Consider the following 14,708-nt stretch of genomic DNA (forward strand, 5'->3'; position numbering starts at 1 on the left):
CGTCGCCGTTGGCCACGTTGTACGTCCAGGCACCGCCTTCGGTGATGGTCAGGCTGCCCAGTGCGCCATTGCTGGCCACGCCGTTGCCGGCAATAAACTGGGCCTCGTCGGCGCCGTCCACGTCGGTCACGGTCAGGCTGCCGGTCTCGGTCAGGGTCGGGGTGCTTTCGTCTTCAGTGACGCCGCCGGTGTCGTTGCCACTGATCACCGCGCCATCGTTGACGCCGGTGATGGTGATGGTGACCGTGTGCTCGGTGCCGTCCAGGCTCTTGACCACGAAGGTCTCGACCTTGGTTTCACCCTTGCCCAGGTACTGCACGTCGCCGTTGGCCACGTTGTACGTCCAGGCACCGCCTTCGGTGATGGTCAGGCTGCCCAGTGCATCGGCACTCGGGGTGCCTGCACCCGCCACGAACTTGGCTTCGTCGGCGCCGTCCACGTCGGTCACGGTCAGGCTGCCGGTCTCGGTCAGGGTCGGGGTGCTTTCATCTTCAGTGACACCGCCGGTGTCGTTGCCGCTGATCACGGCGCCATCGTTGACGCCGGTGATGGTGATGGTGACGGTGTGCTCGGTGCCATCCAGGCTCTTGACCACGAAGGTCTCGACCTTGGTTTCGCCCTTGCCCAGGTACTGCACGTCGCCGTTGGCCACGTTATACGTCCAGGCACCGCCTTCGGTGATGGTCAGGCTGCCCAGGGCATCGGCGCTCGGGGTACCGTTGCCGGCCACGAACTTGGCCTCGTCAGCCCCGTCCACGTCGGTCACGCTCAGCACGCCGCTGTCAGTCAGCACATCCGGGCTGGCATCTTCGGTCACCGCGCCAGTGTCAGCACCGCTGATCACCGCGCCATCGTTGACGCCGGTGATGGTGATGGTGACGGTGTGCTCGGTGCCATCCAGGCTCTTGACCACGAAGGTCTCGACCTTGGTTTCACCCTTGCCCAGGTACTGCACGTCGCCGTTGGCCACGTTGTAAGTCCAGGCACCGCCTTCGGTGATGGTCAGGCTGCCCAGTGCATCGGCACTCGGGGTGCCAGCACCCGCCACGAACTTGGCCTCGTCGGCCCCGTCCACGTCGGTCACGGTCAGCACGCCGCTGTCAGTCAGCACATCCGGGCTAGCATCTTCGGTCACCGCGCCAGTGTCAGCACCGCTGATCTCGGCACCATCGTTGACGCCGGTGATGGTGATGGTGACGGTGTGCTCGGTGCCATCCAGGCTCTTGACCACAAAGGTCTCGACCTTGGTTTCACCCTTGCCCAGGTACTGCACGTCGCCGTTGGCCACGTTGTAAGTCCAGGCACCGCCTTCGGTGATGGTCAGGCTGCCCAGTGCATCGGCACTCGGGGTGCCTGCACCCGCCACGAACTTGGCTTCGTCGGCGCCGTCCACGTCGGTCACGGTCAGGCTGCCGGTCTCGGTCAGGGTCGGGGTGCTTTCATCTTCAGTGACACCGCCGGTGTCGTTGCCGCTGATCACGGCCGCATCGTTCACGCCGGTGATGGTGATGGTGACGGTGTGCTCGGTGCCATCCAGGCTCTTGACCACGAAGGTCTCGACCTTGGTTTCGCCCTTGCCCAGGTACTGCACGTCGCCGTTGGCCACGTTGTAAGTCCAGGCACCGCCTTCGGTGATGGTCAGGCTGCCCAGTGCATCGGCACTCGGGGTACCGTTGCCAGCCACGAACTTGGCTTCGTCAGCCCCGTCCACGTCGGTCACGGTCAGAGTGCCCGTCTCGGTCAGCGTCGGGGTGCTTTCATCTTCAGTGACGCCGCCCTTGTCGTTGCCGCTGATCACGGCGCCATCGTTGACGCCGGTGATGGTGATGGTGACGGTGTGCTCGGTGCCGTCCAGGCTCTTGACCACGAAGGTCTCGACCTTGGTTTCACCCTTGCCCAGGTACTGCACGTCGCCGTTGGCCACGTTGTACGTCCAGGCACCGCCTTCGGTGATGGTCAGGCTGCCCAGTGCGCCATTGCTGGCCACGCCGTTGCCGGCAATAAACTGGGCCTCGTCGGCGCCGTCCACGTCGGTCACGGTCAGGCTGCCGGTCTCGGTCAGGGTCGGGGTGCTTTCGTCTTCAGTGACGCCGCCGGTGTCGTTGCCACTGATCACCGCGCCATCGTTGACGCCGGTGATGGTGATGGTGACCGTGTGCTCGGTGCCGTCCAGGCTCTTGACCACGAAGGTCTCGACCTTGGTTTCACCCTTGCCCAGGTACTGCACGTCGCCGTTGGCCACGTTGTACGTCCAGGCACCGCCTTCGGTGATGGTCAGGCTGCCCAGTGCATCGGCACTCGGGGTGCCTGCACCCGCCACGAACTTGGCTTCGTCGGCGCCGTCCACGTCGGTCACGGTCAGGCTGCCGGTCTCGGTCAGGGTCGGGGTGCTTTCATCTTCAGTGACACCGCCGGTGTCGTTGCCGCTGATCACGGCGCCATCGTTCACACCGGTGATGGTGATGGTGACGGTGTGCTCGGTGCCGTCCAGGCTCTTGACCACGAAGGTCTCGACCTTGGTTTCGCCCTTGCCCAGGTACTGCACGTCGCCGTTGGCCACGTTGTAAGTCCAGGCACCGCCTTCGGTGATGGTCAGGCTGCCCAAGGCATCGGCACTCGGGGTGCCAGCACCCGCCACGAACTTGGCCTCGTCGGCGCCGTCCACGTCGGTCACGGTCAGCACGCCGCTGTCAGTCAGCACATCCGGGCTGGCATCTTCGGTCACCGCGCCAGTGTCAGCACCGGAGATCTCGGCGCCATCGTTGACGCCGGTGATGGTGATGGTGACGGTGTGCTCGGTGCCGTCCAGGCTCTTGACCACGAAGGTCTCGACCTTGGTTTCACCCTTGCCCAGGTACTGCACGTCGCCGTTGGCCACGTTGTACGTCCAGGCACCACCTTCGGTGATGGTCAGGCTGCCCAGGGCGCCATTGCTGGCCACGCCGTTGCCGGCAATAAACTTGGCCTCGTCGGCGCCGTCCACGTCGGTCACGGTCAGCACGCCGCTGTCAGTCAGCACATCCGGGCTGGCATCTTCGGTCACCGCGCCAGTGTCAGCACCGGAGATCTCGGCGCCATCGTTGACGCCGGTGATGGTGATGGTGACGGTGTGCTCGGTGCCGTCCAAGCTCTTGACCACGAAGGTCTCGACCTTGGTTTCGCCCTTGCCCAGGTACTGCACGTCGCCGTTGGCCACGTTGTAAGTCCACTCACCACCTTCGGTGATGGTCAGGCTGCCCAGGGCATCGGCACTCGGGGTGCCTGCACCCGCCACGAACTTGGCTTCGTCAGCCCCGTCCACGTCGGTCACGGTCAGGCTGCCGGTCTCGGTCAGGGTCGGAGTGCTTTCATCTTCCAGCACGGCTCCGGTGTCATTGCCGCTGATCACGGCGCCATCGTTGACGCCGGTGATGGTGATGGTGACGGTGTGCTCGGTGCCGTCCAGGCTCTTGACCACGAAGGTCTCGACCTTGGTTTCGCCCTTGCCCAGGTACTGCACGTCGCCGTTGGCCACGTTGTAAGTCCAGGCACCGCCTTCGGTGATGGTCAGGCTGCCCAGGGCATCGGCACTCGGGGTGCCTGCACCGGCCACGAACTTGGCCTCGTCGGCGCCGTCCACGTCGGTCACGGTCAGCACGCCGCTGTCAGTCAGCACATCCGGGCTGGCATCTTCGGTCACCGCGCCAGTGTCAGCACCGCTGATCACCGCGCCATCGTTCACGCCGGTGATGGTGATGGTCACGGTGTGCTCGGTGCCATCCAGGCTCTTGACCACAAAGGTCTCGACCTTGGTTTCACCCTTGCCCAGGTACTGCACGTCGCCGTTGGCCACGTTGTAAGTCCAGGCACCGCCTTCGGTGATGGTCAGGCTGCCCAAGGCATCGGCACTCGGGGTGCCAGCACCCGCCACGAACTTGGCCTCGTCAGCCCCGTCCACGTCGGTCACGGTCAGAGTGCCAGTCTCGGTCAGGGTCGGGGTGCTTTCGTCTTCCAGCACGGCACCGGTGTCGTTGCCGCTGATCACGGCCGCATCGTTCACGCCGGTGATGGTGATGGTGACGGTGTGCTCGGTGCCATCCAGGCTCTTGACCACGAAGGTCTCGACCTTGGTTTCGCCCTTGCCCAGGTACTGCACGTCGCCGTTGGCCACGTTGTAAGTCCAGGCACCGCCTTCGGTGATGGTCAGGCTGCCCAGTGCATCGGCACTCGGGGTACCGTTGCCAGCCACGAACTTGGCTTCGTCAGCCCCGTCCACGTCGGTCACGGTCAGAGTGCCCGTCTCGGTCAGCGTCGGGGTGCTTTCATCTTCAGTGACGCCGCCCTTGTCGTTGCCGCTGATCACGGCGCCATCGTTGACGCCGGTGATGGTGATGGTGACGGTGTGCTCGGTGCCGTCCAGGCTCTTGACCACGAAGGTCTCGACCTTGGTTTCACCCTTGCCCAGGTACTGCACGTCGCCGTTGGCCACGTTGTACGTCCAGGCACCGCCTTCGGTGATGGTCAGGCTGCCCAGTGCGCCATTGCTGGCCACGCCGTTGCCGGCAATAAACTGGGCCTCGTCGGCGCCGTCCACGTCGGTCACGGTCAGGCTGCCGGTCTCGGTCAGGGTCGGGGTGCTTTCGTCTTCAGTGACGCCGCCGGTGTCGTTGCCACTGATCACCGCGCCATCGTTGACGCCGGTGATGGTGATGGTGACGGTGTGCTCGGTGCCGTCCAGGCTCTTGACCACGAAGGTCTCGACCTTGGTTTCACCCTTGCCCAGATACTGCACGTCGCCGTTGGCCACGTTGTAAGTCCAGGCACCGCCTTCGGTGATGGTCAGGCTGCCCAGTGCGCCATTGCTGGCGACGCCGTTGCCGGCCACGAACTTGGCTTCGTCGGCGCCGTCCACGTCGGTCACGGTCAGGCTGCCGGTCTCGGTCAGGGTCGGGGTGCTTTCATCTTCCAGCACGGCGCCGGTGTCATTGCCGCTGATCACGGCGCCATCGTTGACGCCGGTGATGGTGATGGTGACGGTGTGCTCGGTGCCATCCAGGCTCTTGACCACGAAGGTCTCGACCTTGGTTTCGCCCTTGCCCAGGTACTGCACGTCGCCGTTGGCCACGTTATACGTCCAGGCACCGCCTTCGGTGATGGTCAGGCTGCCCAGGGCATCGGCGCTCGGGGTACCGTTGCCGGCCACGAACTTGGCTTCGTCGGCGCCGTCCACGTCGGTCACGGTCAGGCTGCCGGTCTCGGTCAGGGTCGGGGTGCTTTCATCTTCAGTGACGCCGCCGGTGTCATTGCCGCTGATCACGGCGCCATCGTTGACGCCGGTGATGGTGATGGTGACGGTGTGCTCGGTGCCATCCAGGCTCTTGACCACGAAGGTCTCGACCTTGGTTTCGCCCTTGCCCAGGTACTGCACGTCGCCGTTGGCCACGTTATACGTCCAGGCACCGCCTTCGGTGATGGTCAGGCTGCCCAGGGCATCGGCGCTCGGGGTACCGTTGCCGGCCACGAACTTGGCTTCGTCGGCGCCGTCCACGTCGGTCACGGTCAGGCTGCCGGTCTCGGTCAGGGTCGGGGTGCTTTCATCTTCAGTGACGCCGCCGGTGTCATTGCCGCTGATCACGGCGCCATCGTTGACGCCGGTGATGGTGATGGTGACGGTGTGCTCGGTGCCATCCAGGCTCTTGACCACGAAGGTCTCGACCTTGGTTTCGCCCTTGCCCAGGTACTGCACGTCGCCGTTGGCCACGTTATACGTCCAGGCACCGCCTTCGGTGATGGTCAGGCTGCCCAGGGCATCGGCGCTCGGGGTACCGTTGCCGGCCACGAACTTGGCCTCGTCAGCCCCGTCCACGTCGGTCACGCTCAGCACGCCGCTGTCAGTCAGCACATCCGGGCTGGCATCTTCGGTCACCGCGCCAGTGTCAGCACCGCTGATCACCGCGCCATCGTTGACGCCGGTGATGGTGATGGTGACGGTGTGCTCGGTGCCATCCAGGCTCTTGACCACGAAGGTCTCGACCTTGGTTTCACCCTTGCCCAGGTACTGCACGTCGCCGTTGGCCACGTTGTAAGTCCAGGCACCGCCTTCGGTGATGGTCAGGCTGCCCAGTGCATCGGCACTCGGGGTGCCAGCACCCGCCACGAACTTGGCCTCGTCGGCCCCGTCCACGTCGGTCACGGTCAGCACGCCGCTGTCAGTCAGCACATCCGGGCTAGCATCTTCGGTCACCGCGCCAGTGTCAGCACCGCTGATCTCGGCACCATCGTTGACGCCGGTGATGGTGATGGTGACGGTGTGCTCGGTGCCATCCAGGCTCTTGACCACAAAGGTCTCGACCTTGGTTTCACCCTTGCCCAGGTACTGCACGTCGCCGTTGGCCACGTTGTAAGTCCAGGCACCGCCTTCGGTGATGGTCAGGCTGCCCAGTGCATCGGCACTCGGGGTGCCTGCACCCGCCACGAACTTGGCTTCGTCGGCGCCGTCCACGTCGGTCACGGTCAGGCTGCCGGTCTCGGTCAGGGTCGGGGTGCTTTCATCTTCAGTGACACCGCCGGTGTCGTTGCCGCTGATCACGGCGCCATCGTTGACGCCGGTGATGGTGATGGTGACGGTGTGCTCGGTGCCGTCCAGGCTCTTGACCACGAAGGTCTCGACCTTGGTTTCGCCCTTGCCCAGGTACTGCACGTCGCCGTTGGCCACGTTGTAAGTCCACTCACCACCTTCGGTGATGGTCAGGCTGCCCAGTGCATCGGCACTCGGGGTGCCTGCACCCGCCACGAACTTGGCTTCGTCGGCGCCGTCCACGTCGGTCACGGTCAGGCTGCCGGTCTCGGTCAGGGTCGGGGTGCTTTCATCTTCAGTGACACCGCCGGTGTCGTTGCCGCTGATCACGGCGCCATCGTTGACGCCGGTGATGGTGATGGTGACGGTGTGCTCGGTGCCGTCCAGGCTCTTGACCACGAAGGTCTCGACCTTGGTTTCACCCTTGCCCAGGTACTGCACGTCGCCGTTGGCCACGTTGTACGTCCAGGCACCGCCTTCGGTGATGGTCAGGCTGCCCAGTGCGCCATTGCTGGCCACGCCGTTGCCGGCAATAAACTGGGCCTCGTCGGCGCCGTCCACGTCGGTCACGGTCAGGCTGCCGGTCTCGGTCAGGGTCGGGGTGCTTTCGTCTTCAGTGACGCCGCCGGTGTCGTTGCCACTGATCACCGCGCCATCGTTGACGCCGGTGATGGTGATGGTGACCGTGTGCTCGGTGCCGTCCAGGCTCTTGACCACGAAGGTCTCGACCTTGGTTTCACCCTTGCCCAGGTACTGCACGTCGCCGTTGGCCACGTTGTACGTCCAGGCACCGCCTTCGGTGATGGTCAGGCTGCCCAGTGCATCGGCACTCGGGGTGCCTGCACCCGCCACGAACTTGGCTTCGTCGGCGCCGTCCACGTCGGTCACGGTCAGGCTGCCGGTCTCGGTCAGGGTCGGGGTGCTTTCATCTTCAGTGACACCGCCGGTGTCGTTGCCGCTGATCACGGCGCCATCGTTCACACCGGTGATGGTGATGGTGACGGTGTGCTCGGTGCCATCCAGGCTCTTGACCACGAAGGTCTCGACCTTGGTTTCACCCTTGCCCAGGTACTGCACGTCGCCGTTGGCCACGTTGTAAGTCCAGGCACCGCCTTCGGTGATGGTCAGGCTGCCCAGGGCATCGGCACTCGGGGTGCCTGCACCGGCCACGAACTTGGCCTCGTCGGCGCCGTCCACGTCGGTCACGGTCAGCACGCCGCTGTCAGTCAGCACATCCGGGCTGGCATCTTCGGTCACCGCGCCAGTGTCAGCACCGCTGATCACCGCGCCATCGTTCACGCCGGTGATGGTGATGGTCACGGTGTGCTCGGTGCCGTCCAGGCTCTTGACCACAAAGGTCTCGACCTTGGTTTCACCCTTGCCCAGGTACTGCACGTCGCCGTTGGCCACGTTGTAAGTCCAGGCACCGCCTTCGGTGATGGTCAGGCTGCCCAAGGCATCGGCACTCGGGGTGCCAGCACCCGCCACGAACTTGGCCTCGTCAGCCCCGTCCACGTCGGTCACGGTCAGAGTGCCAGTCTCGGTCAGGGTCGGGGTGCTTTCATCTTCAGTGACACCGCCGGTGTCGTTGCCGCTGATCACGGCGCCATCGTTCACACCGGTGATGGTGATGGTGACGGTGTGCTCGGTGCCGTCCAGGCTCTTGACCACGAAGGTCTCGACCTTGGTTTCGCCCTTGCCCAGGTACTGCACGTCGCCGTTGGCCACGTTGTACGTCCAGGCACCGCCTTCGGTGATGGTCAGGCTGCCCAGTGCATCGGCACTCGGGGTGCCGTTGCCGGCCACGAACTTGGCCTCGTCGGCGCCGTCCACGTCGGTCACGGTCAGGCTGCCAGTCTCGGTCAGGGTCGGGGTGCTTTCATCTTCCAGCACGGCGCCGGTGTCATTGCCGCTGATCACGGCGCCATCGTTGACGCCGGTGATGGTGATGGTGACCGTGTGCTCGGTGCCGTCCAGGCTCTTGACCACGAAGGTCTCGACCTTGGTTTCGCCCTTGCCCAGGTACTGCACGTCGCCGTTGGCCACGTTGTACGTCCAGGCACCACCTTCGGTGATGGTCAGGCTGCCCAGGGCATCGGCACTCGGGGTGCCAGCACCGGCCACGAACTTGGCTTCGTCAGCCCCGTCCACGTCGGTCACGGTCAGCACGCCGGTCTCGGTCAGGGTCGGGGTGGTTTCATCTTCCAGCACGGCTCCGGTGTCATTGCCGCTGATCTCGGCGCCATCGTTGACGCCGGTGATGGTGATGGTGACGGTGTGCTCGGTGCCGTCCAGGCTCTTGACCACGAAGGTCTCGACCTTGGTTTCACCCTTGCCCAGGTACTGCACGTCGCCGTTGGCCACGTTGTAAGTCCAGGCACCGCCTTCGGTGATGGTCAGGCTGCCCAGGGCATCGGCACTCGGGGTGCCTGCACCGGCCACGAACTTGGCCTCGTCGGCGCCGTCCACGTCGGTCACGGTCAGCACGCCGCTGTCAGTCAGCACATCCGGGCTGGCATCTTCGGTCACCGCGCCAGTGTCAGCACCGCTGATCACCGCGCCATCGTTCACGCCGGTGATGGTGATGGTCACGGTGTGCTCGGTGCCGTCCAGGCTCTTGACCACAAAGGTCTCGACCTTGGTTTCACCCTTGCCCAGGTACTGCACGTCGCCGTTGGCCACGTTGTAAGTCCAGGCACCGCCTTCGGTGATGGTCAGGCTGCCCAAGGCATCGGCACTCGGGGTGCCAGCACCCGCCACGAACTTGGCCTCGTCAGCCCCGTCCACGTCGGTCACGGTCAGAGTGCCAGTCTCGGTCAGGGTCGGGGTGCTTTCATCTTCAGTGACACCGCCGGTGTCATTGCCGCTGATCACGGCGCCATCGTTGACGCCGGTGATGGTGATGGTGACCGTGTGCTCGGTGCCGTCCAGGCTCTTGACCACGAAGGTCTCGACCTTGGTTTCGCCCTTGCCCAGGTACTGCACGTCGCCGTTGGCCACGTTGTACGTCCAGGCACCACCTTCGGTGATGGTCAGGCTGCCCAGGGCATCGGCACTCGGGGTGCCAGCACCGGCCACGAACTTGGCTTCGTCAGCCCCGTCCACGTCGGTCACGGTCAGCACGCCGCTGTCAGTCAGCACATCCGGGCTGGCATCTTCGGTCACCGCGCCAGTGTCAGCACCGGAGATCTCGGCGCCATCGTTGACGCCGGTGATGGTGATGGTGACGGTGTGCTCGGTGCCGTCCAGGCTCTTGACCACGAAGGTCTCGACCTTGGTTTCACCCTTGCCCAGGTACTGCACGTCGCCGTTGGCCACGTTGTAAGTCCAGGCACCGCCTTCGGTGATGGTCAGGCTGCCCAGGGCGCCATTGCTGGCCACGCCGTTGCCGGCAATAAACTGGGCCTCGTCGGCGCCGTCCACGTCGGTCACGGTCAGCACGCCGCTGTCAGTCAGCACATCCGGGCTGGCATCTTCGGTCACCGCGCCAGTGTCAGCACCGGAGATCTCGGCGCCATCGTTGACGCCGGTGATGGTGATGGTGACGGTGTGCTCGGTGCCGTCCAGGCTCTTGACCACGAAGGTCTCGACCTTGGTTTCACCCTTGCCCAGGTACTGCACGTCGCCGTTGGCCACGTTGTACGTCCAGGCACCACCTTCGGTGATGGTCAGGCTGCCCAGGGCGCCATTGCTGGCCACGCCGTTGCCGGCAATAAACTGGGCCTCGTCGGCGCCGTCCACGTCGGTCACGGTCAGCACGCCGCTGTCAGTCAGCACATCCGGGCTGGCATCTTCGGTCACCGCGCCAGTGTCAGCACCGGAGATCTCGGCGCCATCGTTGACGCCGGTGATGGTGATGGTGACGGTGTGCTCGGTGCCATCCAGGCTCTTGACCACGAAGGTCTCGACCTTGGTTTCACCCTTGCCCAGGTACTGCACGTCGCCGTTGGCCACGTTGTACGTCCAGGCACCGCCTTCGGTGATGGTCAGGCTGCCCAGGGCGCCATTGCTGGCCACGCCGTTGCCGGCAATAAACCGGGCCTCGTCGGCGCCGTCCACGTCGGTCACGGTCAGCACGCCGCTGTCAGTCAGCACATCCGGGCTGGCATCTTCGGTCACCGCGCCAGTGTCAGCACCGGAGATCTCGGCGCCATCGTTGACGCCGGTGATGGTGATGGTGACGGTGTGCTCGGTGCCGTCCAGGCTCTTGACCACGAAGGTCTCGACCTTGGTTTCGCCCTTGCCCAGGTACTGCACGTCGCCGTTGGCCACGTTGTACGTCCAGGCACCACCTTCGGTGATGGTCAGGCTGCCCAGGGCGCCATTGCTGGCCACGCCGTTGCCGGCAATAAACTTGGCCTCGTCGGCGCCGTCCACGTCGGTCACGGTCAGCACGCCGCTGTCAGTCAGCACATCCGGGCTGGCATCTTCGGTCACCGCGCCAGTGTCAGCACCGGAGATCTCGGCGCCATCGTTGACGCCGGTGATGGTGATGGTGACGGTGTGCTCGGTGCCATCCAGGCTCTTGACCACGAAGGTCTCGACCTTGGTTTCACCCTTGCCCAGGTACTGCACGTCGCCGTTGGCCACGTTGTACGTCCAGGCACCGCCTTCGGTGATGGTCAGGCTGCCCAGGGCGCCATTGCTGGCCACGCCGTTGCCGGCAATAAACTTGGCCTCGTCAGCCCCGTCCACGTCGGTCACGGTCAGGCTGCCAGTCTCGGTCAGCATCGGGGTGCTTTCGTCTTCCACCACGGCTCCAGTGTCGGCACCGGCAATAATGGCGGCATCATTGATCGGGGTGACAGTACCGGTAACACCGCCAGTCGAGCTATGCAAACCATCTGTGATTGTGTATTCGAACGAAATATTGCCATTGAAATCAGGGGATGGCGTAAAGACCAGCTGACCGTTGGTCAGGGTGACGGAACCATTGCCAATAGCCACTGAGCCACCTTCGGCAATGGCCTGGCCATTGATGGCGGTGATGCTGAGGCTATCGCCATCCAGGTCGGTGTCGTTGTCGAGCACCTTGATGGTGACCGTCCCGTCTTCTTCCACGGTGAACTGGTCGTTCCCTGGCACAGGCGCGGCATTCACAACGCTGTTGTCAGTACCCTTGGGAGAGGTATTGCCCACTGGATCGGTCAGAGTGGCATCCACAATGACGGAGCCATTGACCGGCAGATCCGTAGTGGGAATAGTCAGAGTAACCTGTGTATTGCTAATGTCATCGGCAGTCAGGATGGAGCTGGAGTCAGGCACACCATCACCATTCCAGTCCACATCGAGGCGATCACCGACTTTGGCATCGGCTGGCAAACGGATAATCACATCCACGCCATTTTCACGTTCATTGGCGGAAATGACATTGTCCGCACCATCCTGTATTTCCACCAGGGGAGCAGAGGGAGCCGTGCTGTCCACACTGCCATCATCGGTGGCTGAGGCTGTGTTGCCGGCAGGATCGGTGACATTGGCGGTGACCGTATAGGATCCATCTGCCAGCGGAGTGACGACGTCCACACTGAAGGTTCCGTCCGGGTTGACGGTTGTGGTCAGGGTCTGTTGATTGCCATTGGCATCAGTGACCAGCAGGGTCACAGTGCTGCCTGCCGGCGCATCCGTGGTGCCAGTCAGGGTCGGGGTGGTGTCATTGGTATTGTCTGGTGCAGAGACGGTGATCACCGGCGGCACCAAGTCGAAGGGATCATCTTCACCCGCGACCGCATCGCCTGTCACACCGGTATCCGCCTGGTTGGCGGTATCAAATCCCGCCGCCGCTATGGTGGCATCGCCGGTACGATCTATGGTGACGAAGCCGCCATTGCCACTGGCACCGGCCACACCACCTATGTTGCCACCGCCTGCGGCAGGAGCACCGCCGGCTGCAGCCGCTTCAAACGCCTGGGTCGGGTCGGCCCCGCCCAAAATGGCTTGTTGCAAAGCCGATATCTCATCAGGAGTGCCAGTGGCCACATCCTGATTCTGGGCCAGCAAAGGTGCCTGAGACGTTTCATCCTCAGCCTGCTGCTCGTTGGTCGGGCTCAGGGTGAAAGTCTGGTTGCCGCCGTTGAAACTGGCGCCCTCAGGAGTGATAAGCACCGCATCCCTGGGCAGGATATCGCCTTCGGCAAGCTGCTTCTGGCTGCCATCTGCGGCGACCAGGTAAATGTTGCCTTTCAACTGGGTAACAACGACGTCCTGTTCCAATGCGATTTTATGGCTGCTCATGTTCTCTCCTGAATCTCTATTGGCATGCAATATTCCACCGTCTAATGTGCCCGTGAATGACGCCAGAAACCAGTTAGAAAATTCGAATGGATAGACTGATTTGAGGCTAAACCAGCCGGTTAAACAGAAGGGTCAATGACGGAGGAGGTAAAAATAAAATCAAGATGATCAATGTGTTACGTTTTGATGACGGGAGCACATGGTTGTGCCCCCGTCCGGGTCATGATCAGACACCCGCCCACAGCAGGATGGCGAGCAATTGGGGGGAAATGATCCGCAGAAACATCACCAGGGGATAGACGGTGGCATATGACAGGGCACTGGCACCACTGGTAGGGTGCATACCGTTGGCAAATGCCAGGGCGGGAGGATCCGTCATGGAACCCGCCAGCAAGCCGCACAGGGTGAGGTAGTTCATCTTGCCATACAAACGGGCCAGCACACCGACCACCAGCAGCGGGATCAGGGTGATCGCCATGCCGTACATCATCCAGGCTGGACCATCACCGTTGATCAGGGTATCGACAAAGCCGGCACCGGACTTGAAGCCCACCACCGCCAGAAACAATACTATGCCAATCTCCCGCAGCGCCAGGTTGGCACTCGGCGGCATAAACCAGTAGAGCTTGCCGATGCTGCCAATCCGCGACAGGATCAGCGCCACCACCAGCGGACCACCCGCCAGACCCAGCTTGAGCGCCGCCGGGAACCCGGGCAGATAGAAGGGGATGGAGCCGAGCAGCACGCCAAGGCCGATGCCGATGAACACCGGCAGCATCTGCACCTGCTGCAGCTTCTGCTGCACGTTGCCCACCACATTGGTCACCGCTTCTATGGCGTCAAGTCGACCCACCAGGTTGAGGATGTCACCAAACTGCAGGCTGGTCTGACTGGTCGGCACCAGCTCGATACCGGCCCGGTTGAGGCGCGAGATGACAACGTCGTATTTCTGCTTGATGTCGAGATCGCGGATCTTCTTGCCAAGTACCTGCTCGTTGGTGACCACCACCCGCTCTACCCGCAGATCGGTACCGCGAGTCGATAACGAGGTCTCCACCTCCTCCCCCAACACCAGCAACACCTTGTGCAGTGCGTGGCGTTCACCCACCAGGTGCAGCAAATCACCTAGCTCGATGCGTGAATCCGACCGAGGTACCATCAGTTCCTCACCGCGTTTGAGGCGGGAACAGATCACATCAGACTCGTCGAGACTCGGGATCTCGCAGAGCATCAGGCCATGCATATTGGGGTTGCGCACCGCAATATTGATGGTCTGCAGGCTCTCCTTGGTCTTGCCTGCATGTTGTTCGAACAGGTCGGCTTCTTCGTCGATTTTGATGCGAAAAAACAGGCGAACCAGCCACATGGTCAGCAGGATGCCGCAGATGCCGAACGGATAGGCAACGGCATAGCCCATACCCATCAAGCCGGTCGAGCCGGGATCGGCCCCCAGCTCGGCCAGGATCTGCTGACCCGCACCGAGGGAGGGAGTGTTGGTCACGGCGCCGGAGAAGACCCCGAGGATCACAGGCAAGGGTACATCGAACAGTTGATGCAGCCCTGCCGCGACCACACAGCCAAGGATCACCAGCAAGGCGGCGAATCCGTTCAGCTTGAGGCCGGAGCTGCGCAGGGAGGAGAAGAAGCCGGGACCGACCTGGATGCCGATGGTGTAGACAAACAGGATGAGACCAAACTCCTGAATGAAGTGCAGGGTTTGCTCATCGAGCGCCAGATCCGACACTCCCGCGAAGTGGCCCACTATGATGCCCCCGAACAGCACACCTCCTATTCCCAAGCCAACGCCATAGACCCGCCAGTTTCCCAGCCAGAGCCCCAGCACCGCCACCAGCGACAACATGCTGATGGAAAGCGCGATATCACTCATCGTGTGCATCCTTTCCGAATTGAACTGTCC

The 14,708-nt window shown here is 63.2% G+C and carries 2 protein-coding genes (1 of these 2 running past the window's edge); both read right to left on the bottom strand.

Going from position 1 to position 14,708, the window contains the following annotated elements; all coding sequences use genetic code 11:
- On the bottom strand, window positions 1-12,790 hold the beginning of the coding sequence (locus AC1P02_RS00690; RefSeq protein ID WP_485183596.1) for a VCBS domain-containing protein. 15,716 nt of this gene lie to the left of the window's left edge; only the first 12,790 of its 28,506 coding nucleotides appear in the window; it begins with the start codon at window positions 12,788-12,790; its stop codon lies beyond the left edge, outside the window.
- Between the two features lie 226 nt (window positions 12,791-13,016).
- Window positions 13,017-14,678 carry a putative transporter gene (locus AC1P02_RS00695; protein WP_058395958.1) on the bottom strand — a complete coding sequence of 554 codons (1,662 nt, stop codon included), beginning with the start codon at window positions 14,676-14,678 and terminating at the stop codon, window positions 13,017-13,019.
- Window positions 14,679-14,708: the final 30 nt, after the last annotated feature.

The sequence above is a fragment of the Aeromonas sp. TS_SC_11 genome, from assembly GCF_057318915.1.